Origin of the sequence: Pseudoalteromonas sp. SG45-3, assembly GCF_014164075.1 — a bacterium.
Classification (GTDB): Bacteria; Pseudomonadota; Gammaproteobacteria; order Enterobacterales; family Alteromonadaceae; genus Pseudoalteromonas; species Pseudoalteromonas distincta.
Map to the genome: position 1 here is coordinate 430,462 of NZ_JACJEN010000002.1, position 25,063 is coordinate 455,524.

The following is a 25,063-nucleotide window of genomic DNA, read 5'->3' on the forward strand; positions in this document are numbered from 1 at the left end:
ATTACGGCTCTTATTTAAATACCTAGTGGGGTAGTGTCTTCGCTATCAATGACGCCATCGTTATCGGCATCTTGGTCGGCAATTAATCCTGCTAAGGCTATGTTTTCATCGCTGCTATTAGGTAAAAAGAAGTTAGGTAAGCCGTCGTGGTCGGTGTCTACGCTCGCAATAGCTATGCCTCTAAAGTCATCGCGTGAGGCAACTAAGTTGGTCATGCCTATGTAAAGCTCAAGCTGATCAGCCTCGCCATTAACGCCATTAGTTATTAGGCTTTGTGATTTAGTAATATCGTTAATTAACGTAAAGCTGTTAACTAAGTCTGCCATGTTGTCGGCAATAATTGTATCGGCAAAGCCCAAAATAAGAGGCTGAAGCGTATTTAAAAGCGTGCTAGCTTGTGTTTTTGCATTACTATAATTTGCTGAAAAGTCGCTAATGTTCGCTGCGTTTGAACCCATACTTGAAAGCATAGAATAACGTAAAAATTCACCTGTTTGAGCTTCTTCTAAACCAATTACTTCGGCTTTAACAGCGGCTAAAATAGTTTCTAGCTGATCGCTTGTTAACTCATTTAACGCAGGTGTTATTTCTGTAATTGCATCATTTAAAGTGGTGCTTGCAAGCGATGTTTGATTTGCATTAACTAAGTAACCTAAGGTTTCTAGGCGGGCTTCAAATCTGTCTTCGGTATCTTCATCTAGTGCAATATAACTAAGTAGTTGATTGTGTACACCGGCTACTTGCTCCGCTAAGCCGCCTTCAATTAGCGATACTATTACTTGATTATGCGCCGTAATTGATGAGCTATTACTTAGCGTGCGTATGTCGCCATCATTAAGCGTATTAAGTATGGTTAAACATTTATTAGCCGCACTTGCTGTATCACCACCAACTCGCGCTGTTAAGCTTACTAATGACTTACAGCCTTTAAAACCCGTTAAAAACGTGGTTGATGACTCTTTGCTAATGTATTCATCAGAGGCTAAAAAGTCGCCCGCATAGGTAAATACTTGCTGTGCTAAGTCGTTTCTGCCGGCCTCACTTAAAATTAGGCCTGTGCCTGGGACGTTATCAAGTTCGGTAAGTGCTCTAAAGAATTCGTTATAATCGCCATTTTCAGTAAAAAAGCTGCGAGCTTGTGCTGCGGCACTTGTTATATCTTCACCGGCAAGTAAGCGGTTAGCTATATTAAAGCCATATACTTGCTCTTGAGCGTTGTTTATATCGGTTTCGCTGTCTGACAGCGTTATTGCTGGGTTTTCGTCGCTTTGGTATAAGCCTTCAATTAAGCCCGCTAAAAATTGAATAGGGTAAGTGTAGTTATCTAATGTAGCGGCGTTGTATGGCGACGCTGAGTAGGTGTAGTTACTATCAAAACCGGTAGAGCCATACATAGCAAGGACTTGGTTAGTGTAATCTTTTGCTGCTTCAAATTCGCCAGCTCTATAAAGGTATTGCGCAGCCCAAGCCCCGTGCAACGTTTTGTATTGCTCGTATGGTTGGCCTTCGTATTCGCCGCTACGTACAAGTCTGTAACCCGTTTTTACCGCAAGTTGCGCGTAGTTATTGGCAAGTAATTTGGCTTGAGTTAAATCGCTTTCATCTAGGCTTTGTGCATAGCTTTGTAGGGCATCATCTATTGATAAGCGTACGCTATTTAAAAAGTAGCCATAGCTTGATGTGTATTCGTCTTCGCGTACTTGCTCAGCGTATAACGAAATTGTATTCAACAAATTACTTGCTTGCGAGACTTGATCGGCGTCTAGGTAGCTTTTTACTAAAGAGTAAAGTGCTGATGCGTCTGATGAGGCAATGTTATCGAAACCTTTATCAGCTAAGTATTGGTTGTAGGCCGCTACCGCCTGGACGCGGTAATCGTTTGCTTGCTCTGTTTGGCCTATTTCATCAAGTGCTTGCGCCACATCTTTTAGTGCCGAAGAACGCGCCGTTTGCTCGTTTATAAGTGCTAAATAGTCGTTAGCAGTATCTAAAAATCCTGCACGCGCATAGGCCGCAGCTTGGGTTGCGTATATATCGTAACGAGACAGTTCGTCAGCAATATTTGCGCTTAGTTCATCTGCTTGTTTTAGATGAGATAGTCTAGAACTGTAGTAATAATTAAGTTTGTCTTCGTTAGTTACATAAGAAGGGCTTAACGAAATAATTGCAGTTAATGGCTCGCTAATTAGGCCATCTGTGTAACTAATTTCAAATTGCTCATCAATGCTGCTTAGAGTTTGTGCCTCATAGGTAAATTCACCCGTGGTGCTATTTATGCTCATTACGCCATTACTAGGTGGTGTAATTAAGCTAATAGTTACGGTGTCACCATCTAAATCTTGCGTAGTAATAATCCCTTGCGTGGTGGTTGAAGAGGTAACAAACACGTTAGTGGTTAGTAACTGTGGTGCATCATTAACATTTTCTACGCTAAAACGTACCACAACATTTGCTGTTAAGTTGCCATCGCTTGCGCTAATGGTCGCGGTATCTTCGCCATAATAATTACTAAAAGGCGTATACGTAAATTGACCATTTGCTTCTACTGCTATAGTGCCGTTACTTGGTGCATTAGCAAGTGTGTAGCTAAGGGTATCGTCGTCGGTGGCTGTTACTTGAGCAGTAAATGGAGTGTCTTCGTTTACAGTAAAGCTTAAATTAGGTTGTGCAAACTGCGGGGCTGTGTTGCCAGAGCCACCACCACAGCCAGCTAAAGCAAGGGCGCATAATATTGGGGTAAACTTAATTAGCTTGTTCATTATTGTTAATATAAAAAGTTAATGATGTTGCGAATGATAACTGATATCAATTAGATTTAAAAGTTTAATCTGTATTTGTATTATAAATAGTGAGTATTCAATTGAGGTTAAAATGTCCCTAAAAAGCAAAACCCTGCGCTTAACAGGGTTTATATTGCAAATAAGAGAGTGTTACTAAATGGAGGGGAACCAATTAATTATTTAAGATCGTTAATAATAAGAAGGGGGAAGTTTTTAGCTGAGCGAGGTTGCCAATTATTATAGCTAATATTGCTAATTCCAAAATAGTTAAGCACTTTAGGTGAATACGTCCAGCCACGGGCACGTTGCTTTATAGCTGCGCTGCGTAAATTGGGTTTTAACCCTACAGTGAGTAAATCATGATTTACGTTTAATTTTTTGTATAGGGCTTTTTCGCGCAGGCTTGCTTTATTAATTACCTCATCGTAATGAGCACGTAATTCTTCCCACTTTTGGTTTTTTTGCGGCTCTTCTAAATGCTTTACCATGGCATCAATATCACTATCTAACCATTTTGCTGAGGCTGCATCTCCATGCCAACCGATAATTGCATTAGGTTCTATTGTAGTAGGGTGCCCAGCAAGCAACACATAATTAGCACACGATGAAAAACAAAACTGCTTTATATTTACGGTTAATTTATGCGCCAAAATTAGCTCGGCTAAATCCATTCCTAAAGCTATGTTTCCGCCGCCGCTGGTAATAGTAAAGGTATTAATTGTGGGATTGTTTTTTAACAGCTCAGCTGCTGTATTGTTATTTTGTTTGTTGATTTGACCACTATAAATAAGCGTTTTATCGCTTAAAGTGACTTTAGCCTGTAATAAAGCTGGGAATATTAAAAAAAGAGTAAAAATTAATTTTTGCATGTGGGTTTTGAATGAGTATTTTTGCCAAAGGCTACGTAATTTGGCTAAGCGAGGCAAATACTAATTTGTCTAAAGTAAGTTAACTCCTTTTAACCCCTTCTTAACCCTCGACCTAATAAGCTATGTGTAATAGTACGAATTAGGCATAGTTAAATGGTTTATTTTAAAAAGCACTCAACTGGTTTTTTACTTGCACTTAGTTGTACACTTGCTGCATGTAGTAGTCAGCCAAGCTATCAAGGTAATAGTACTGAGCAGTCGCTAAAGCAACATACAAACTGGCAGTACACGCAAAGTAACGCACAGCAAGTAAATTACATTACCGATTTGGTGGATATTGAAGGGCTTGATTCGCTTATTGAGCAAGCTGTTACTAATAACCCATCGTTTAATCAAGTGCATGTTGCATTAAAACTAGCTTATGCGCAGCGTGATGTAACCGCTGCAAGTCAGTGGTTTAGTGTAGATGCAGGATTTGACGCGCAGCGCAGTAAAACCGAAGGCACGCAATACAGCTCATCAGTAGGTATAAGTTGGGAAGCCGATATATGGCAAAAAATTGCTGACAATGTAGCCGCGCAAGATATGACTATTGCCAGTAATCAAGCTACTTATCAAGGCGCTAAAGACACCTTAGTAGCCAGCGTGATACGCACGTATTTAAACATTATTTTGCAGCAAAATTTGCTCGATATAGAGCAACAACGTTTAGTTGTTTTACAAAATAATGAGCAAAGTATTGTAGAGCGCTACCAATATGGATTAGGTGATTTAGAAGCGCTTGATACCGCCCGTACTAGCACGGCATCTACTCGCGCAACCATTGCCGATTACAAAGAACAAATAGCAAAAGCAAAGCGTACTTTAATGCTAATTGTAGGCACTGATAAACTTCAAAACCTGCCAAATACATTAACACTACCAAGCGTTATTGAGCCATTAAGTACATTACCAGAGCAAGATTTAGCGCGCCGACCTGACTTACAAAGTGCCTATTACAACATTCAGGCAAAGCATTACTTGGTTGATGTATCGTACAAAGAGCTACTACCGAGTATTTCGCTTTCGGCATCACTGAGTGATTTTGCAAGCACGCCAAGCCAATCATTATTAACCAGCCCAGTGTGGAGTTTATTAGGCAGTTTAAGTGCCCCTTTATTTGAAGGTGGAGCACTGCGTGCGCAAGTTGATATTGCAAAATTAAATGCCGAGCAAGCGTTTTGGCAGTACCAAGATACGCTGCTAAGTGCTGTAAACGAAGTTGAAAATGCACTTGGGCAGGAGCAATCATTAACCGAGCAGCAACTGCAAATTAGCAATGCACTTGCTAGCGCTAAACGCAGCTTTAGTAACTATCAAAGTAAGTATCAACAAGGTTTGGTTGATATTTTAGATTTGCTAACAGTGCAACAAAAAGTATACGACCTGCAAGCCCAGCTTAGCCAAATAAACTACACCCTTTTAACTAACCGCATAGATTTAGGCCTCGCTTTGGGCCTTGGAGTATCGTCATGAAAATTTCGCCAACACCGGTTGTTGTAACGCTTGTTGCTATTGTTTGTATAGGGCTTGCTATTATGTATAACGGTCAAAAAATGGCTGAAAAAGCAAATAGTCCACAACCTGCCGCTATTAAAGCTATTGCCCCAAATGTATCGGTAATTAATGCAGCTCCGAGCACTTATCAGGCTTATGTTAGCGGCCACGGTGAAGCTAAAGCGCATTGGTCACTTAGCTTAAAAGCACAAGTTAAAGGCGAAGTAACCAGTATGAGCGAGCAATTTTCGACCGGTAACTTAATAACTAAAGGGCAGGTGTTTGCACAAATTGATGACACCGAATACTTACAAGCTCTAGCTAGCGCAAAAGCAACATTGGCTGATGCAAAACTAGCACTGCAAGAAGAACAAGATTTAGGTAATCAAGCAAAACGTGAATGGGATCGCTCAGGCGTTACGCAAGCGCCAAGCTCGCCGCTTGTATTTAGAACGCTACAACTAGAAGCCGCGCAAGCTACGCTCGATAACGCACAATATGCACTTAAAACCGCACAGCGTGATGTAAATAACACCCAGTTAAGTGCACCATTTGACGCTGTTATTTTATCGCGCGATATAGATTTAGGTACTTATGTGAGTATTGGCGATACGCTTGCCACGCTAAACAGCACTGACAAAGTAGAAATAACGGTGCCGCTTTCATTAAGTCAGTGGCAAAACCTAGCAAATAATAAATCAGGCGAGGTTATTTTAAGTGATGTAACCACTAATACTAAATGGAACGGTTATATTGCACGTTTTGAGCAACACCTTGATGACAGCTCGCGCCAACGCAGCGTAATTGTTGCCTTAGATAAACCGTTTGAGCAAACAACGCCGTTACTGCCTGGTACATTTTTAGCGGTAGAAATTGCCGGTAAGCAGTTAAGTAACGTAATAAAACTGCCTGCTTCGGCGGTATCTCAAGATGGCTTAATTTGGTACGTAAATGATCAAAATAGCTTAGTAAGCACACACGCTAATAAAGTATTTGAGCGTGGGGATTACGTATATATTACGCCAGTAGATGGTGCTAAAAATCTAAATGTGGTGGCGCGCCCACTTGTTAGTTACTTAAACGACATGAAAGTAAATCCAATAGTTGAGGAGATACAATAATGAGCCCTCATCAACCACCTCAAATACCCAGTAATAATAACCCGCTGCACGGTATTATTAATTGGTTTGCAAATAACTCTGTTGCCGCTAACTTATTGTTAGTTAGTGTGATTGTAATGGGTATTATGTCGCTTACGACTTTACGTAAAGAGGCTTTTCCGAGTTTAGAGCCAGATACTATTTCGGTATCGGTGGTTTACGACAGTGGCGATGCATTGCAAGCCGAAGAAGGAATAGCGTTAAAAATAGAAGAAGCGCTCGAAACCGTATCGGGTATTAAACGTATTACCTCTACATCCGATGCTAGCGGTAGCCATGTAAGCATTGAAAAAAGTACTGATTACTCACTCGATGAGTTACTTGTTGACGTTAAAAACCAAGTTGACGCTATTAATAACTTTCCGGCAGATGCTGAGCAACCTGTTATTGATAAAGCCCGTAGGCAAGATCATGCATTAACGCTGCAACTTTTTGGGGATGCAGATCGCCATACATTACAAAACCTGGGTGAAAAACTTAAAGCCGATTTATTAGCGCAATCAGGCATTAGCGACGTAGAGCAATCAGGTGTGCTCGACCCGATGATGTCCATAGAAATCGACGAAGGTAAATTACAAGCATATGGCTTAACTATTAGTGATGTAAGTGAGGTCATTAATAATGAGTCATCAAGCCCGCTTTCGACTAGTTTGCGCGATAGCAGTAAAATTATACGCTTAAAAGCCGCCGACCAAGCTTACTGGCAGCGCGACTTTGCCAATATTGTATTGTTAACAACCGCATCAGGCACACAAATTAAGTTAGGAGATGTAGCCACAGTTACCGACTCATTTGCCGAAGATAGCAACTCATTAAGCCGTTATAACCAACAAAATGCCGTAGGCGTTGAAATTTTAATGGGCGATAACAGCGATATAACTACCATTGTTAAGCAAGCTAATAGCGTAATAGATAAATGGCACGAAAGCGGTTTATTACCTCAAAACGTAGAGCTTGAAAGCTGGCACGACAAAAGCACCATGATCACCGAGCGTTTATCGCTACTTACTAAAAATGCCGTGACCGGTATTATTATGGTGTTTGTAATACTTGCCATATTTTTAAACGTACGCGTAGCGCTGTGGGTTGCTGGTGGCTTGCCGTTTGTATTTTTTGGTACGCTTTATTTTATGACCGATGGCTACACCGCACTAACCATAAACGAAATGACCACCTTTGGTTTTATTATGGCGCTGGGCATAGTGGTAGACGATGCCGTTGTTGTAGGCGAGAGTATTTACACCACACGTAAAAAGCATGGCGATACATTAAATAATACAGTTTTAGGTACCATGAAGGTTGCTGTGCCAACAATATTTGGGGTGTTAACCACGGTGGCTGCGTTTGTAGCGCTTTCGAATGTGTCGGGCAACTTAGGTAAAATTTATTCTCAATTTGCCACTGTAGTGACCATTTGTTTACTGCTTTCAGTTGTTGAATCAAAACTTATTTTACCCTCGCATTTAGCCCACATTAGTACTAAACGCCAAGTTAAAAAAGGCTTAGCAGGTCTGTGGTCAAAAATACAACATGGTGCTGATAGCGGCTTAAGCTGGTTTAGTAAAAACATTTACTGCAAGGTTATTGAATTTTCACTGCGCTTTAGATACGCCGTAGTGGCTGCGTTTATCGCCTTTTTTATATTAGTTATTGGCATGCCGATGACAGGCACAGTTAAAGTTGGTTTTTTCCCAAGTATTGCAGGCGATACTGTAACAGCCGATTTGGTTATGCAAAACGACGCCGCTTATGGGCAAACAAACACAAACTTACTAACGCTTGAGCAAAGTGCATTACAAGCTGAGCAAAACTTAATGACTAAGTTGAGCTCTGACAAAAGCGAAATAACCAGCCTACAAGTCATTAGTAGCAGCGACACCAGCGGTGAAGTAAGCGTTGAGCTATTAAACGAAGGCGCTTTTACAGCAAGCGAATTTGCTCAAGAGTGGCAGCGCGTAGCAGGTAGCCTTGAGGGCAGTAAAAAATTACAAATATTAGCCACGCGTAAAATGGTTGATAACTTTAAAGTTGAGCTTAAAGCGTGGGACGACGAAACCGTAATGGCGGCGGGCGCACTATTTAAGGAGCGCTTACAAAATACCGCAGGCGTTAACGGAATAGACGACAACTTAAACCCAGGTCAGCCACAACTTAAATTTACCCTAAATGCACAAGGGCGCGCGCTTGGCATGGATACAGCTAGTTTATCAAAGCAAGTACTGCAAGCCTTTGGTGGTGCAGTTGTACAGCGCTACCAACGTAATAAAGACGAAGTTAAAGTACGTGTACGCTACCCAGAAGATGCTCGTAAAACACCTGCCGATATAATGCAGTCGCGTATTCGCCTGCCTGATGGCACCGTTGTCCCTTTAGTTAACGTAGCCACAGTAAGCAGTGAATATCAGCAAGATGAAATAACCCGCATTGATGGACTTCGTGCAATTTATTTAAGCGCCCAAGTAGATAAAAACGTGATTGCTCCAAACGAGTTAGTTGCTAACTTAAAGCGCGACTTAATTCCTGAGTTAACACAGCAATTTCCTAACTTAAGTGTGTATTTTGCAGGAGAGGCAGAGCAACAAAGCGAAACCACCAGCTCAATGAGCACTATGTTTGTAGCCGCTTTATTAGTTATTTACGTGTTGCTGGCTATTCCGCTTAAATCGTACATTCAACCTATGTTGATTATGGTAGCAATTCCGTTTGGCATTGTGGGCGCTATTTTAGGACATTGGTGGAACGACTTAACCATTAGTATATTGTCATTAAATGGTATTTTGGCGCTCAGTGGGGTAGTTGTAAACGACAGCTTATTACTTGTTTCACGCTTTAACGAACTAGTAAAAGAAGAGGGCATGAGCACGCACGATGCGATAGTTGAGTCGTGTACGAGCCGATTACGTGCGGTATTACTTACCTCAATTACGACGTACGCAGGCTTAGTGCCGCTACTTAGCGAAACCTCAATGCAGGCACAGTTTTTAATCCCTGCTGCGGCATCACTTGGCTACGGTATTTTGTTCGCCACGGTTATTACCTTAATACTTATACCGGCATTATTGATGATTCAAACCGATGCTAAACGCGGTATTGATGCTGTGCTAATATCGCTAGGTGCTAAAAATAAAACGCAGGAAGTAGCCTCTTAATGATAAACGTACTACTGGTTGAAGACGACATAGATTTGGCAACCACCATTGTTGATTATCTCGAAATTGAGTCAATAGAGTGTGACCATGCAAGCAATGGCGTAATGGGTTTAAATTTAATAGAACGTAATCAATATCAAATGATTATATTAGATGTAAACATGCCCAAAATGGACGGTTTAACCATGTGTAAATCATTGCGTGAGCAAGGCATTGATATACCTGTATTAATGCTGACAGCGCGCGATAGCCTCGACAATAAGCTTGAGGGGTTTGCAGCCGGTAGTGACGACTATTTAGTAAAACCATTTGCGATGAAAGAGCTAGTAGCGCGGGTTCAAGTATTAGCAAAGCGTAAAAGTGGAGAGGTTAAGCGACTTACCTTTGCTAATTTAACACTTAATTTAACCGCGCATACAGCAACAGTGGCTGCGCACAGTTTAAAGTTATCACCCATTACTTTTAAGTTATTAGAAGTGCTTGTACGAGAGCAGCAAAAACCGGTAACCCGACAGGTAATTATGCAAGCAATATGGGGAGACGATCAGCCAGACAGCAATAGCTTAAAAGTGCATATTCATCATTTGCGTAAACAGCTAGAGCAAGCGCATTGCCAAGCCGTACTAGAAACAATACCCAGTGTAGGGTTTGCGCTAAAATTAAAAAATGGGACACAAGCATGAAAATTAGACCCAGCCTGAGGTTGTATTTTTTTGCCACCATGGTGCTTTTAAGTTCATTAATGGCAATTGGTTTTTCGTTTTTAAGTGTTAATTATTTTATTGATGGCTTAGACCGAGGGTTAAATGGCGTAATGCATGCGCTTTCGCAATCTACTGAGGTTAAAAACGGTGAACCTGCAGAAATGATTGGCTTTAAAATAGCGAGTCGCTGGGAAGACATGCCAAGCGAAATTCAGCAACGCTTTACAAAGCCTACAGAGATTGGCGTACTACAAAAAAGCAAAGTAAAACCATCGTTTTTTTCAATGCCGGAAGACCTCTATTTTGTAGCGTATTTTCAAAACCCTGCAGGGGAGCCCCGTTACGTATCACGTATTATGCTTGAAAAAGAGCGCCTTAAAAAACAAAGCTCACCCGATAAACCTATAAAAAAGTTGGCATGGATAGCGTTAACAGGGGTTACGGCAATTGCTTTATTTACCTTCTTTTTGTTTATGGTAATGAAAAAAATAGCTAAACCAGTAGAGTCACTACGCGGTTGGGCTAAGTCGCTAAATCAAAATAATTTACAAAACACGCCGCCCGACTTTACCTATAACGAACTAAATACCTTGGCAACGCTAATACGCAGTAGCTTGCTTTCTGCTCACGACAGCCTTGAGCGAGAGCAGCGCTTTTTAAGTTATGCGAGCCACGAGTTACGTACGCCAATTTCGGTTATTCGCAGCAACGTTGAGTTACTTAACCGCTTAAGCGAAAAAGCGCCTTTAAGCGATAAACAGCAACTTACACTGCAGCGAATAGAGCGCGCCGGTTTAACTATGAGCGATTTAACTGAGACGTTATTGTGGCTTAGCAGAAATGACGACCAGCAAAGTGCACCAGAGCCTGTAAACCTAGCCGAAAAAATAACGACCTTGAGTAACGAACTCGATTATTTACTCAATTCAAAACAAGTTGATGTACTTATAAATACCGATAACCATAGTACAACTATTAATACCGAAGCCACCGCATGCCACATTGTGCTTACTAACTTAATACGTAATGCGTATCAGCATACACAACAAGGGCAAGTGCGAATTACTCAGCAGGGTAGCCGTGTGATTATAGTAAATAGTAGCGCACAAACTGATATGCCACACGCGACTAATAACACAGACAAGCCAGCTAATATTGGCTACGGTTTAGGATTAGAGTTAAGCGAAAAAATAATAAAACGACACGGTTGGGTATACGAAGTAAACGACATGCCTGGGCGTTATGAAGTGGTGGTCGATTTTAGTTAATACGCTTTTTTTAATACTTAGGTTTTTTACATTCAAAAATATTTAATTTAACGCTGAGAATATAAAAAACTTAGTGATAGTAATGTGTTAAGTAATTTGCTAAAACTATAAATAGAAAGGATGCGAGTGTAGCGCGAATGGAAATACACGTGAATTATGTGCTACTAAATTATTAGGGTTAATGGAGTAACATGCAATATATCGACTATTATAATTCAATTAAAGATAAGGTTCTAAAAGAGCTTACTTTTAATGAACTAGCATTTGTTCATCTAAATGCTCGAGACTATAACGACATAAAGCATGGACAAATACAATCTGTTCTTCCTTTAGTTATAGGAGAGATCAGGCACGCTAAATTTTATAGATATTCTCAGAATTTTCTACCCCTTGCTTCAGCATTCACTGTTTTAGATCAGCTTGGTTTTTGTTGTTCAAGAAGTGATATCCCTACTTATAGTGACATTAATGCAAGCTCAATAAAAAAGTCTCTATATTATTTTTGTGGTTTTTCTGAGAATGATAGAGATACAAAAACATTATATGCATTAAGAAATTCATTTTTGCATACGGCATCATGTTTATCGAAAGCTGAACGACCTAACCAACCAAATCATAGTTTCGTATTTGATAAAAATTCAGATGATTTGATAAAGTATCCAGACATACCATGGGATGGTGATTTTAATAACCTAAATAACAGCATGTCTACGATTGTCAATCCTGTGATGTTGGTAGACTTAATTGAAGCTTCGGTTGAAAATGCACTTAAATACTTATATGACGGAAGTTTGGTAGTATCTTGTGATAGTGGGAGAGCCGAGTTTTACTATCGTTTCCTTAAGTTCTATTCTGAAAAAATCTAGCATAAACAATCAATATGAACGGTTTTAAAGCACTTAAAGTAAACCTGCTCTTGCTGCTATTAATTAGCTCACGGAAGTCTTATGGAGGATATCGAGTTTAAAGTTTTAAAGTCTTTTCTCGTTGAGTCTAAGAGCCATCGCTGGATTCAGGAAATGTATTAAAAATAGTTGCTCCTGAAAGAGGTGGTGGCTACGAAACAATGAAAATACTCCATGCTTATGTTAAAGGCGAACTTAAAGGAGCTTTAACTGGATATGACATAACTAAAAATAATGTAGTTTGCCCAATAAAAGATTTGATCCCGTTATGCTCTAATTACTACTCAGTCGCGCATAGGAAGAGCCTTCCGTACACAATAGAGGAAATTAAAAGTATGAACGCTAATTAACCATGCTTTCGAGTTTTGCTAGTCAGGTTTTTTCAGTATTTTAGAAAAGTATGGAAGTAGCTGAAAATAAGATCGCAAGCGGATATTAGTAACGTTTAGATTGCTAATTTTACTCAATCAAAGAGTTTTTATCGAGCCTTACAATGCCAATGATCATCGTGTTTAGTGCAGGCTTGTTTTGTGGGCTTGGCTTTTACGATCACAATGTTGGGAGAGTTGTGCTCAGTTACTAAAGCAGGCGTAACTACTTTAACGACTTTTTTATGTGGTTTATGCGCACTGGGACCATGTTGATATACTGTGCAGCCGCTCATAATAAGCGCGGTCGTCATTACTAAAACTACTTTTAAAGATAAGTTCATGTTTATTAGTCCTATGTAGCTTAACACAAAGCCTAGGATAAACTTTTTTTTGTATAGTGCTGTAAGCAAACGTAAGGATATTGTAAAGGTGACTTATATGGCTTTTGACGTCTATTTAACTAATTAATAAGTACATTGGTACTGCGTTAAATACGCCAATACCAATGCTTACAATATTGAGTTTAGAGCTCAGAGCTTAGTCCACTGAGTTCAAACTTATAAATCGCTGCGCCAACCCATACCAGACTCTTCCATTAAACGCTCGTACACGCCTTCTATGTTAAGTGGTAACCATGCATCAAACTGTTTAAAGTCACTAAATTGGTCTAATTTTACATTTTGTTTAATTTCGTCAAGCGTATTACCGGCTAAAACGCCTGCGGTTACTTGGCTATACAAAAGCTCTAAATAACTTAAGTAACGCGCTACATCTGCTTTACTGCCAATATCGGCATGTCCGCCTACAAAAGTATTAAAGTCATATTTGAGTACCGCTTGAGTTGAATTAATCATGCCTTGAATATCGTAACTCCACAGTTTTTGCCATGGCATTCTGCCAATAACAATCCAATCAACTACAAATAGTGTTTTTTGCTTTTCGAATAATATACTAACCGAACCACGACCATCGTTTGGACCATGGTAGTTAAGCTTTACTGTGAAATCACCAAGGGTAAGTAGTAGCTCGTCATCAAAAGTAAGGCTGGGCGTTACTGTTTTCATTTGCGTGTTTTTAATATCTTGCGCAGCGAGTTTATGCGCTACAAACGTGGTGTGCGGGCTTTTAAATACCTCGGCGCCGTAAATATGATCGCTGTGATTATGGCTATAAATTACATACTTTACCGGTACGTTATAGCGGGTTTTAATTTGCTCGTTTAACCAGGTGGCGGCTTTTTTATTAAGCGGGTCGGTAACAATTGCGCCCTCAGAAGTGATTAAAAATACTGAGCGGTGTCTGTCGTCTATAAAGCGGTGTAAGCCATCTCCTAAGTCTTCTATTTCATAGGCTTGTGTGGCAAAGCCTATAAACAATAGGGCTGTGGTTAATAGTTTTTGTAGCAAGCGGGGCATACACCATTCCTTTTTAAATTGATTAAATTAATAACGCTATTAAAAGAAGAAAGCATTAAGCCGTAAAAAATTTCAGCTATTGGTTAAATTAAAGCTTAAGCTTAAGTAAAAGGATCAAATATAAGGATGAAATAAAAAGCCATTATAAAAATGGCTTTAGATAGGTTGGTTGGGTTTATCTTTGTGTTAGTTGTTGGTTTATTTCTTCAAAGATACTGGCATCATCTATGGTTGAAGGTATTTGTAGCTCTTCGCCATCAACCAATTGGCGCAAATTTTTGCGCAGTATTTTACCCGAGCGTGTTTTAGGTAACCTATCTACGCTAACTATATTTTTAAGGCACGCAATAGCGCCAATCTGATTACGAACACTTAAAACAAGCGCTTGTTCTACGTCGGTACTTGAGCCCATAAAATCATTTTTAAGCACGATCATTCCCATAGGAAGTTGCCCCTTTAGAGGATCGTTCACACCAAAAACAGCGCATTCAGCAACAGCAGGGTGCGCGGCTACTATCTCTTCCATTTCGCCGGTAGAAAGCCTATGTCCTGCTACATTTATAACGTCGTCGGTTCTGCCCATAATAAATAGGTAGCCGTCTTCATCAATATAGCCGCCATCGCCAGATAAATAATAACCTTCGTATTCATTTAGGTAGCTTGCTTTAAAGCGCGGGGTATCTTGCCAAATAGTTGGTAGGCAACCCGGTGGTAGTGGCAGTTTAATTACCACGGCGCCTTGCTCGTTAGCTGCGCATTCATTGCCATCCATATCTAATATTCGCACGTCAAAACCTGGAGTAGGGACGGTAGAACTACCAGGTTTTGTTGCTAAGTACTCAAGCCCTAAAGGGTTACAAGCAATAGCCCAGCCGGTTTCTGTTTGCCACCAATGATCGAGCACTGGCAGTTTGGTTTTTTCTTTAAGCCACTCGTAAGTGGGAGGGTCCAACCGCTCGCCAGCTAAAAATAAACGTTTTAAGCTTGAGGTATCGTATTGATTAAAACCATCGGCATTTGGATCTTCTTTTTTGATTGCTCTAAATGCAGTGGGGGCACTAAATAATGCATTTACTTTATATTCTTCTACCACGCGCCAAAATGCACTAGCATCGGGCGTTTTAACGGGTTTACCTTCATATAATACGGTCGCGCAGCGATACATTAGCGGTGCGTAAACTATATAAGAGTGCCCAACTACCCAGCCAATGTCAGACGCTGCCCAAAATACGTCGCCGGGCTTCATACCATAAACGGTTGCCATGCTGTATTGCATTGCCACTGCGTGACCGCCATTTTCGCGTACTACGCCTTTGGGTGTGCCTGTCGTGCCTGAGGTATATAAAATATAAAGCGGATCATCTCCATTTACAGGCACCGGATCTGCGCTTGCAGCCGTTTGCATTGCCTGAGTCCAATCTATGTCTCGTTTAGGCTTAAGAGTGGCGGTTACTTGTGGACGCTGATAAATAACGCAGTGTTCTACTTTGTGCGCTGCTAAGTCTATTGCGTTATCAATAAGTGGTTGGTATTCAATAACGCTGTTTACTTCAACACCGCATGAGGCGCTAAGTATAAGTTTGGGCTTGGCATCATCAATGCGTACAGCTAATTCGTGTGCAGCAAACCCACCAAATACCACCGAATGAATAGCCCCAAGACGAGCGCACGCCAACATACCAATAACAGCTTGTGGGATCATTGGCATATAAATAACAACGCGGTCGCCTTTTGTAACACCTAACGATTGTATTACGCCTGCAAATCTAGCAACTTCTTGTTGTAGTTGTGAGTAGCTATAAGTTTGCTTTGTATTAGTGACTGGGGAGTCGTAAATCAGTGCAGTTTGCTCGCCAAATCCGGCAATAACGTGTTGGTCTAGTGCTAAAAAACTGGTGTTTAATTGCCCGTCACTAAACCAATGGTAAAGCCCGTCGTCGTCTTGTGTGTATGCTTTTGTGGGGGGGTTATACCACGGAATATTTTTACTTTGTTCGAGCCAAAATTGGGCTGGGTTTTGTTTAAAACCATTATATTGCTGTTTATATTTGCCTGACATGTAAGGCTCCTAAAACTAAATTTGTGTGTGAGAGACCTTACAAAATGTAGGCTTTTTTTAGCAAGCAAGCTATTCGACCTTGGTCGGCTAAAAGTTAATCAATACACTGGTTTTTAAAATACAAAATTGACAACACAAAGCGTGTGGTTCAGCATGGCGGGCAGTAAAAATAAGAGAAAATACGATATGAGTAACGTAGTAAGAGTAGGGGTTGCGGTTATTATAAAGCATCAAAACACAATTTTACTAGGTGAGCGCATTGGCGCGCATGGTGCTAATACATGGGCAACACCTGGTGGACATTTAGAGTTTGGTGAAAGTGTTGAACAATGTGCAATACGAGAAGTGTTTGAAGAAACAGGTTTAGAGGTAAGTAAAGTTACTAAGCTTGATTTTACCAATGATATTTTTACAGCAGAGAACAAACACTATATTACGTTGTATGTAAAAGCTGATTTTGAAGGCGGAGAGCCTGAGCTTAAAGAGCCTAATAAATGTTTAAAGTGGCGCTGGTGCGATATTAATAATCTACCAACGCCACTGTTTACATCACTAAAAAATTACTTATCTGAGGCTGTACTAGCCTAGTTATTTTGTTGGCGGTGTCGCTGGGCTTAACTCTAGTTTACTAAAGCTTACTTGAGCGTAATCGCCATTTTGTTTATCTGTAGTCCAATCGCCAGTGCCTAAACAACCTGGGTACCAAATACCTTTAGCGCTCTTAGTGCTACATTGGTTATAAGCGCCGGCTTTAAAGTAATGCCAATCTGCAGCGTAACCATGTGGATGGTCTTTTTCGTCCACTTTGCCATAAGCATCTACGTTATTACCTAAGTTAATAGAGTAGTTAACGTCTTCTTTGCCTTGTGCGCTAAATGTAAGGTGCATAACATTTTTATACACATTGACCGTGTAGCTAAATTCTTCACCTAGTGCAATACCGGCACTGCCAGGCTCATTAGGGTTTTCCCATGTATTACCCCAAACTGGGTAAGTAATGTCTTTACGGTCAGGATTGGTTTTAGGTAAGTTACGTTCGTAGTTCCAAAAAACTGAGCCTGTTTTATGCCCTGGCCATTTTTTGTAATATATTTTAAGTGGCTCATTGCCCCAGCCATAACCAAGCTTGGTATCAATAAGTGCCTGATCTTTACCTGCGTGAATTTGCCCTACAACAACCGAGTAAGCCGCTTTTTTATCAGGATCAGTCGCACGTAGCGCAACGTGATCTACTTTTAACGTTGCTTCCATCTTTCCACCAACAGAGCCAAATCGGTCAGATAGCGGGTGAACAGCTAAAGCAAAGTTGTTTTTAGAGTGTTTAGTTTTAATTTTAGTATTTGATCCACGGATCATTTGTCTAAGTTCACTACGGGTATTAGTAGAGTTAGCACTTGTAAGCGCTTTATTAGGGGAGGTAAATACCATGTAGCCTTTATCATCAAGATAGAAAAAATCAGGGTGTGCGTAAGTCTGAATTTCTTCTACATCTATTTCATCAATTTTACCGTCGTTGTTTAAATCAACTGGTACATTTATTTTCCAGTGTGATAAATCAAACTTTGTTGCAGGTACCGGCGCATCGCTTTGCTGATTAGTGCTTTGGGTACTTGAACAAGCCGTAAAAAGTAGAGGTGTGATAACGGCTAAAGCCGTAAGTTTAAATGTGGATGTATTTTTTATCATTATTGTCTCTGTGTGATGAAGTAAAAATTGCGCGGTACAGGCGTCGCTTAACTTCAATCTAACATACCAATTTAAAAATTAAAACTTACCAATTTGTAGTTTTTTATAATTAATTGTTATTTTAATGACGGTGTTTTGGTTAACCAATAGGGTTGGTTAACGTTATTATGTTATTTAAAATTGTTAAACAGAGGTGTTTTTCATCATATTTGGTAGCGCTTGATGTTTGCTAATATACTTATTTAAATAGGTTTAATTTATAGAAGGAGGAAGAGGGAGTTGCCACTTTTTTAAAATGGCTTGGTATTCGCCACTTACTTTTATAGTTTTTAATGCCTGCGAGATTAAGTTTGCTGTTTTATCGTCAAGCTGATTATTAGCAGCAAAATAGAGTATTGAAGGAAAATCAGCTAAATGAAGTCGTTTAGTTATTAAGTCTGGGTCGAGCCCTGACATTTTTAGTTCATTATCTAAGGTGAGTGTATTCATAAGGACAAAGTCAGTTCTACCCTTATAAAGCATTTGCCATGCCTGCTGATAATAACTAGCTAGTATTAAATTTTTATCTTCTTCAAACCCCATCTTTATTAAATATTTGGCACTCAAATATCCACGAATAGTGCCTACTTTATAAAATTTTGCATGATTTAAATGAGTTACTTCGTCTTTATGGCTTTTTAAACTAACTAGGTAGGCATCAGTAAAGTATACCGCTCCTAACCATTTAAACTGACTTTGCCTAGCGGGAGTTTTTAATAAAGAGAGCATAATTGTGTTTGGATTAGCTGCTAGCTGATGAAAGGCTCGTGCCATTGGCATTATTTCAAATTTAGCTTGTAGCTTTGCTTCTCTTAAAACAGCCTTAGCAATATCAACGGAAGCTCCGTCAGCTTCACCGCTTTTGTTTTTAAAATGGTAAGGGTGTAAATCTTCGGCAATAAAAGTAAGAGAGCTTACTGCCCTTACATTACTGCAAAAAATAAAAACGAAAATGAAAACTACAACACGCAGATACATAAGAGAATCTTTCTAACTACAATACTTTGAGTTTAAAGGGTCTTGTCTGAAATATATACTCAAATGTATAAAATAAGTAAATGAATAGGTATGTAGAGAGTCTATTGCATAATTAAAGAAGTGAAAATTGAACGTGTATTGAGTAAAGTTTTATATACCCACAAGCACTGTAAAAATAATTAAGCGCTTGTGGGTATATGCAATGATTAAAAGTAGTATTGAATTGCAAATTTAGCCGATGTACTACTTGTATACCAATGTTGGTTTTTAAGCTCAGTACGTATAGATAAATTACGTGATAGGGAGTAATTCCACTTTATTGCAAAGTCACTGTGTTTATCTGCTTGGCCATCTATTAACCATGTTATGTTTGCTGTAAGAGCGAGTTTATGACTGTTATTTATTTGCCATATTGCACCAGCTTCACTACCAATGCCTGTTGTTAGGTTGTCTGTTATGTCACCATTATTAAATTCAACTTGGCCAAGTAAATAGCCGTGTAACGTGTTTGGGTTACCGATTGATTTTCCGTATCCACCTTTAGCAAACCAACGACCTTGTTGAATATTATTATTAGGCTGACGATCAAAGCCCATTTTAAAGTTCCAAGACCAGCTATCAAACACGCGGTTATCGGGTGCAAGTGACATAGCATCTAATAAATAAAAATGCTCAAGTCGCGTGTTACCCTTATCGCTTATGGCTCCTTCAATATCAAAAAAGCTAATTTGAGCACCAGGAATAAATCCAGCTGAGCTATCTAATAAATCATGGTATGCAAGGCGATACGCAAAGCTTGTTAAGTCACTTTGATGGGCATACTCAGTTCTTCCAAGCGTTACTTTAGAAGAGCCATGACCTTGCTCTGGAGAAGCAATAGGACGACTTGGCTTAGTAAATGGCGAAGCTACTTTATATTTGCTGCGCATTAGTAGTAGCTTAGTTAGTCGCGGTGCAATTTCTTCACGCTTTAATGCTTTATCGTAAAATTCAAAATTTAACCATTCATACGCCATTTCTAATATTGCGACTAATTGCGACTGTGAGTAATTACGAGTATTGAGGGAGCCACCTTGCATTAACTCTCTTGCATCATCAAGTTGTTCGTTAGTCATTTGAGTAGAGTAATGGTAAAGCTTAGTGCCAAAAGCAGGGCGGTAATTAGGAGTTTGTAGTAAGTTGTTATTTCTTAGTACTGCAACGGTATCAGAGGGAATAGCTTGTATATTAAATGACGATGTTAAATCAAGATCCTCTTGTGCGAGTTGTAATAATGCAAGTAATTGATAAGAGCAGTTTTCATCAATAAAAAAGTAATCAAATGTAGCTGATTGTAGCTCCCATAAGTGCAATAAAATAAGCTCTACTTGTAGCTCAGATAAATTAAGTTTGTATTCCCAAATATCACGAGATTCTAAATCATTATATTCGCGTACTTTTTTATAGTACGGCATAAGCGAAAATTTACCAGGATAGCTGCCAATCAGGCCTTTTAGTGCGTACATAGCTGCATTGTCTGAGCCGTTTGGTTCTGCTGCAAAATTAACTGCGAATGCGAGCAACTCTTTATGGCGGGTCTGATCTTTTGCATCAATACGAAGTAAGGTGTGACCAAACATTGATGATGGGCTATTCATAAATGCAGTAGGAAAAACTAACGTAACCCCTTTTGGGTTTATTATTTTTTGCCACGCCTGAAGCTCTGGGCAATTAAGCGCGGGCCAGTTATTTTTAATTTTTGTTTTTAGCCATTTATAGCGTGCTGGAAACCGACAGCGAGATTGTGTTGTTTTTGGGTCAGTATTTTTACCACTAAATGCGGCTATAGTGGCTTCAAGTTCGTCCAGTGGACTTGTTTTACCTATAGGAGATAAAAAAAACTCAGCACTATCTACTTCACTTTTCCAACCACCTAATGTGGCCCCACGGTAATGACCTAATTTGAGCCAGTAAGGGTCGGTTGCTAAGGTGTCATTTTTAAAACTTTGAGCGTTTACGTAAGTACTAAACAGCGCAATTGATAAAACAAAGAATATTTTTTTCATAATCACTAAACAATAAAAGCCGCTAGAGAAATACTCCAGCGGCTTTATTTATACGTATAAAACCGGCTAATTTAGCTGATTAAGAAAGAGTATAAGAAGCAAGTTGTGCGTTACTTGCAAGAACAGTGTTTAGGTTTTCTAAAACTGTTTGCGAAGTTACGTTTTCAGAAGTAAATACTGAAGAAAACTGTGCTTGAGCAAGCGCGTTGAATGCTGCTTTATCTTGATCTGCAACACCCCAAGCTTCAGCTAGAGTAGCTAAAGTTTCGCCTTCACCTTTTGACATATCACGAGCAAGTTGCTCCATGTTACCGTCGATGAATAAAGCAATTTTTTCTGAAGACGTTACTGTACCAGTACCATCACAACCTAAAGTACCAAAAGTGATACCAAAAGTTTGGTTACCAGAAGTACCGTTTGTTGTAGCGCCTAAAATTTTAACGCCTTTACCTTGCTGGCCTGCAAATAACATAGAACCAAGACCACAACCAATATCTTGGTCAGCCATAGCATTTGAGAAAGGTAGTAAAGATAGTGCAGCTACTGCGATTAGTTTTTTCATTTTCATAAATCCATATATGATTGTCTTTATTTAGGGTAAATAAAGTTCGCGAAAGATTCTAACAGACTTGCAGAGAAAAAGAACAGCTTAAAACATGAATATTTTACACTCTAATTTTTCTACTATTTTAAAGCGAATGCTGGGAGAAACTAGACCAGTTCAATAATTTTTATTGAACTGGTGGCGGCTTTTTACTTCTTGGGGCACCTAACAAAATACAGGTATGGCAAATACATACAGATAAAAATGCACCAATACCTAGTGCACCACCGTAGCCGTCAAGTTTTGGTACAAGAAATTCAAATAATATTGAAAACAAAACAGATGAGCTTGCTACGGTATAAATACCAAAACGATGCGGGGCGCTCATGCCAATAAATGTACCGCCAAAAAATATAATCGCGTATAAATCGGGGTTTAAATTCAATGCGCTAAAAATTAAGTAAGCAATAATAGAAAGTGAAGAGGATGCTCTTATACCATCAAAGCGACTATGTTTAGCTAAGTAAAACGTTAAAAAAGCACCAAGCAGTACAAGTAATGGGTATTCAATACTCATAGTACTATTCCTTTAGCTAATACAAAAAGTGCCACGCTTGCAAAAGCAACACTGCCAAGTTTGCCACCAAAGCCTGTAAACATATTCATAGTAAGCACATACAAACTTGAGCCAATAAGCGAAATAATAGCAATTTCCCAGTAACTGGTAATTAAATGGGTTGAACACATACCGGCAAAGCTACCAGCATAAATTGCAGCATAAGGATGGTTTTTATAACGCGCAGGAAAAGGAATAAAAGAGCCAATAAGCCCCGTTAGCGCGGCAGAAATTACTAAAGGCAGTGCAAAAGTAGTGTGCATAGCAAAGCAAGCTACAAAGCCTAAAAAGAAAGTAATGAATTTTAAAAGTAAGAATTTAATCATAGCGGCGCATTTTAAACTAATCCTTTTGCGCTTTCTAATACTCTCTAACAAATAAATGTTATAAGTAATTACACATTTAAAAAGCGTGTTTTTTAGACGACTCTTAGGTATTAAATATGCTTAATAGCGTTGCTGTTAATGTTCTATAAATCACAAATTATGTATAATGGCGATAATTTAATGTATTAAAGTGTTAACCAAGGGTTATTTATGTCTAACTGTTTGCATCTGGCTATTCCGGCTGGCGATTTAAAAGTGGCTAAAGCGTTTTATTGTGACGTACTAGGCTGTAAAACGGGTAATAGTGAAGAAGGTCGCTGGGTAGATATAGATTTTTGGGGCAATGAACTTACCTTACACCAAAGCGTTGAGCGCCTACCAACAGTTCGCCATGATGTTGATATGGGAGCCGTAGCAGTACCTCACTTTGGTATTCACTTATCTGAAGATGAATTTAATGGATTAAAAAAACGTATTGAAGATGCGGGTATTGAATACCTAGATAAACCATACCGCCGTTTTATTGGTGATGAGTTTGAGCAAGAAACATTTTTTATTGAAGATCCAAATGGCAATGTGCTTGAAATGAAAACCATGGTAAACCCAGAGGTTTTATTTAAAAAAGTATAAATGCTGTTGTTTAAGTTAAGCTAAAAAACCACTTTAATAAGTGGTTTTTTTTATAACTATTAATCAGTGTTTTGATAAATTAGTTAATACTTACAGGTGAAAAAAATTACACTACATGCATGATTTTTATTCACTCTACAATGTAGGTATAGCCACGTAAACTCGATTCCAACTCTCATACTTTATTGTTATTCATGCTGCTTAAACTCATAATTGCACCTTTGCTTATTTTACTAATAACATTCGCCCAAAAACGCTTTGGTAGTTTTGTTAGCGGTATAATTCCTGGCTTGCCTATCACCTCGGGCCCAATATCTTATTTTATAGCATTAGAGCAAGGTAAATTATTTGCTGCAAACTCTGCTGTGGCATCTTTATATGGAATGAGCGGCATAGGTTTATTTTGTTTTAGTTACTTGGTTGTATCACGAAGGTTTGGAATGCTTAAATCGCTTTTTACAGCGTTAAGTATTTGGTGTGTATTTAGCGTTATTACTTTATTTTTACCAGTGAATATTATTGTGGCGAGTGTGGTTTCGCTTTGTATTTTACTCGGTTTAACTATTATCTCTACAAAGCTAAATATATCAGCTGATGCAAAACCATTAAATGCCCGCTGGGAGCTTCCGGTAAAAATGATATTAGTGACAAGCTTTATCGTGCTTGTTACTTTTATATCACAGCATATAGGGTCTGCGTGGAGCGGATTAATCTCTACCTTTCCGGTTATTTTGGCGGTAATGGGCAGTGTTGCCCACTTTAGTGACAAACAAGCCTCAACGTTTAAAATTCTTAATGGGGGTATTATTGGTTCATTAGGTGGGTGTGTATTTTTTGCGGTGATTGCGTTTATGTTAAAACATAATTTTATGATTTGGCAGGTGTACGCAACAGCTGCCATTTGCTCAACGTTATTTACTATTATTTTTAGCCAACTTATTAATCGCCAATTTACTAAGCAAGCTTTGCTAAACACCAAAAAAGCAGTGCTTAAGATTAACTCGCTCGGTTAATTTACATCTCTAAGACCATTATCTTTAGCTATGTAATTGAATTAACATTTCACTGGGGGTTTTATTAAAGTGGCGTTTAAATTCGCGGCTAAATTGCGATGGGCTGGTATAGCCAACCTTTAATGCAGCTTCGTTGGCTTTACTTCCACTAGTGGTTATAAGTTCTTTAGCCTTAGCTAAGCGTACTTTTTTTAAATACTGTAGAGGGGATTCAAACGTTACTTGCCTAAAAGCACGATGAAACGACGATACGCTCATGTTTACATCTTCAGCTAACCCTTCAACCGTAATTTGATTGGCATAACTACTGTGCATAGTTGAGAGCGTGCGGGCGATACGTGCATAATGCCCATCATGCATAGCAAGCCCTATTAAAGTATGTCCTTGTGGACCACAAAGTACGCGATATACCAATTCTTTTACTATATCCTCGCCAAAAATGTCAGCCTCAATGGGGTTATTTAAAACAGCTAATAACCGGTGAGTAACGAGCTCCATTGCTGTATCTAAAGTTGCCGACTGTACTGCGCCAATTTGTGCAGAAGACGATGATGCTGAAAGAGGCTTATGCTGCATTATTTGATTAACGAGTTTGTGTAGCATTGCAGGGTTTATATCTATGGCAATGCCCATAACAGGTAAGTCGTTATCAGTAAATGCTTCACACTCTAATGGCACCGGTACGCCAAGGACTAAGTAGTCGCCTGCGCCGTATTTTATTTGATGTTCAGGAAAGTGAATTATTTTATGACCTTGCCCAACAATAATAATACCTGAGTTATATATAAGCGGCTGGCGCGGCGAGCTTTTAGTTGCTCGATGAAAATACACGCCTGGAATGATAGTTTCCATGGTGCCTTCAAAGCTGAGTAATTGATTATGCTCGGCGTATTGTTGCAACATATTGGCTATGGTGGGCATAAAAGGCATCTTTAATTGAGTGTATTTTACGTAAAATAACAATGTTGAT

Annotated in this window: 21 protein-coding genes; 9 read left to right on the forward strand and 12 right to left on the reverse strand. The window is 39.3% G+C overall.

What is annotated here, in order from left to right; all coding sequences use genetic code 11:
- Positions 1-14 precede the first annotated feature (14 nt).
- Positions 15-2,759 (reverse strand): cadherin-like domain-containing protein, encoded by a 2,745-nt coding sequence (locus H5126_RS04380; RefSeq protein WP_182720503.1) that lies wholly within the window; start codon positions 2,757-2,759, stop codon positions 15-17.
- A gap of 197 nt (positions 2,760-2,956) precedes the next feature.
- Positions 2,957-3,649, reverse strand: coding sequence for a hypothetical protein (locus H5126_RS04385; protein WP_259413324.1), 693 nt, complete (start codon positions 3,647-3,649; stop codon positions 2,957-2,959).
- 153 nt (positions 3,650-3,802) lie between these two features.
- On the opposite strand from H5126_RS04385, the gene H5126_RS04390 reads away from it, so the two are divergent.
- From H5126_RS04390 to H5126_RS04415, 6 genes are all read left to right on the forward strand, one after another.
- Positions 3,803-5,164 carry a TolC family protein gene (locus H5126_RS04390; RefSeq protein ID WP_182720505.1) on the forward strand — a complete coding sequence of 454 codons (1,362 nt, stop codon included), beginning with the start codon at positions 3,803-3,805 and terminating at the stop codon, positions 5,162-5,164.
- Positions 5,161-6,306, forward strand: a complete 1,146-nt coding sequence (locus H5126_RS04395; RefSeq protein WP_182720506.1) for an efflux RND transporter periplasmic adaptor subunit — start codon at positions 5,161-5,163, stop codon at positions 6,304-6,306. The genes H5126_RS04390 and H5126_RS04395 overlap by 4 nt, the downstream gene beginning before the upstream one ends.
- Positions 6,306-9,494 carry an efflux RND transporter permease subunit gene (locus H5126_RS04400; RefSeq protein ID WP_182720507.1) on the forward strand — a complete coding sequence of 1,063 codons (3,189 nt, stop codon included), beginning with the start codon at positions 6,306-6,308 and terminating at the stop codon, positions 9,492-9,494. The genes H5126_RS04395 and H5126_RS04400 overlap by 1 nt, the downstream gene beginning before the upstream one ends.
- Positions 9,494-10,177 carry a response regulator transcription factor gene (locus H5126_RS04405; RefSeq protein ID WP_024596691.1) on the forward strand — a complete coding sequence of 228 codons (684 nt, stop codon included), beginning with the start codon at positions 9,494-9,496 and terminating at the stop codon, positions 10,175-10,177. Before H5126_RS04400 ends, H5126_RS04405 begins: the two co-directional genes overlap by 1 nt.
- On the forward strand, positions 10,174-11,466 hold the full coding sequence (locus tag H5126_RS04410) for a HAMP domain-containing sensor histidine kinase (RefSeq protein ID WP_182720508.1): 1,293 nt from the start codon (positions 10,174-10,176) through the stop codon (positions 11,464-11,466). Before H5126_RS04405 ends, H5126_RS04410 begins: the two co-directional genes overlap by 4 nt.
- A 191-nt stretch (positions 11,467-11,657) precedes the next feature.
- On the forward strand, positions 11,658-12,332 hold the full coding sequence (locus H5126_RS04415) for a hypothetical protein (protein WP_182720509.1): 675 nt from the start codon (positions 11,658-11,660) through the stop codon (positions 12,330-12,332).
- 517 nt (positions 12,333-12,849) lie between these two features.
- Here the strand turns inward: H5126_RS04415 and H5126_RS04420 are convergent.
- From H5126_RS04420 to H5126_RS04430, 3 genes are all read right to left on the reverse strand, one after another.
- Positions 12,850-13,083 carry a hypothetical protein gene (locus H5126_RS04420; RefSeq protein WP_182696147.1) on the reverse strand — a complete coding sequence of 78 codons (234 nt, stop codon included), beginning with the start codon at positions 13,081-13,083 and terminating at the stop codon, positions 12,850-12,852.
- A gap of 216 nt (positions 13,084-13,299) precedes the next feature.
- Complete coding sequence (locus H5126_RS04425; RefSeq protein WP_182720510.1) at positions 13,300-14,157, reverse strand: MBL fold metallo-hydrolase; 858 nt, start codon at positions 14,155-14,157, stop codon at positions 13,300-13,302.
- Positions 14,158-14,332: 175 nt separating this feature from the next.
- Entirely contained in the window at positions 14,333-16,216 is a 1,884-nt protein-coding gene (locus H5126_RS04430; protein ID WP_182720511.1) for a propionyl-CoA synthetase, read from the reverse strand.
- A gap of 186 nt (positions 16,217-16,402) precedes the next feature.
- Between H5126_RS04430 and H5126_RS04435 the strand changes: the two genes are divergently transcribed.
- The gene (locus H5126_RS04435; RefSeq protein WP_182715629.1) at positions 16,403-16,804 is read left to right on the forward strand and encodes an NUDIX hydrolase; all 402 of its coding nucleotides are present in this window, start codon (positions 16,403-16,405) and stop codon (positions 16,802-16,804) included.
- On the opposite strand, the gene H5126_RS04440 is transcribed toward H5126_RS04435, so the two are convergent.
- The 6 genes from H5126_RS04440 to H5126_RS04465 form a co-directional block, all read right to left on the reverse strand.
- A complete protein-coding gene (locus H5126_RS04440) occupies positions 16,805-17,902 on the reverse strand; it encodes a polysaccharide lyase family 7 protein (protein ID WP_182696150.1) in 1,098 nt (365 codons plus the stop codon).
- A 252-nt stretch (positions 17,903-18,154) separates the two neighbouring features.
- Positions 18,155-18,919, reverse strand: coding sequence for an ABC transporter substrate-binding protein (locus H5126_RS04445; RefSeq protein ID WP_024596684.1), 765 nt, complete (start codon positions 18,917-18,919; stop codon positions 18,155-18,157).
- A 206-nt stretch (positions 18,920-19,125) separates the two neighbouring features.
- On the reverse strand, positions 19,126-20,964 hold the full coding sequence (locus H5126_RS04450; protein ID WP_182720512.1) for a DUF4105 domain-containing protein: 1,839 nt from the start codon (positions 20,962-20,964) through the stop codon (positions 19,126-19,128).
- Between the two features lie 79 nt (positions 20,965-21,043).
- Positions 21,044-21,526 (reverse strand): DUF3015 domain-containing protein, encoded by a 483-nt coding sequence (locus tag H5126_RS04455; protein ID WP_002962856.1) that lies wholly within the window; start codon positions 21,524-21,526, stop codon positions 21,044-21,046.
- A gap of 169 nt (positions 21,527-21,695) precedes the next feature.
- On the reverse strand, positions 21,696-22,085 hold the full coding sequence (locus tag H5126_RS04460; protein ID WP_182720513.1) for a hypothetical protein: 390 nt from the start codon (positions 22,083-22,085) through the stop codon (positions 21,696-21,698).
- Positions 22,082-22,387, reverse strand: coding sequence for a hypothetical protein (locus tag H5126_RS04465; protein WP_002962854.1), 306 nt, complete (start codon positions 22,385-22,387; stop codon positions 22,082-22,084). The genes H5126_RS04460 and H5126_RS04465 overlap by 4 nt, the downstream gene beginning before the upstream one ends.
- 273 nt (positions 22,388-22,660) lie before the next feature.
- Between H5126_RS04465 and H5126_RS04470 the strand changes: the two genes are divergently transcribed.
- Positions 22,661-23,080: a VOC family protein gene (locus H5126_RS04470; RefSeq protein WP_002962853.1), complete on the forward strand. Its 420-nt coding sequence runs from the start codon at positions 22,661-22,663 to the stop codon at positions 23,078-23,080.
- Positions 23,081-23,274: 194 nt separating this feature from the next.
- Positions 23,275-24,093, forward strand: coding sequence for a hypothetical protein (locus H5126_RS04475; RefSeq protein WP_182720514.1), 819 nt, complete (start codon positions 23,275-23,277; stop codon positions 24,091-24,093).
- A gap of 24 nt (positions 24,094-24,117) precedes the next feature.
- Here H5126_RS04475 and H5126_RS04480 read toward each other — a convergent pair whose 3' ends face one another.
- The gene (locus H5126_RS04480) at positions 24,118-25,014 is read right to left on the reverse strand and encodes an AraC family transcriptional regulator (protein ID WP_182720515.1); all 897 of its coding nucleotides are present in this window, start codon (positions 25,012-25,014) and stop codon (positions 24,118-24,120) included.
- Positions 25,015-25,063 lie beyond the last annotated feature (49 nt).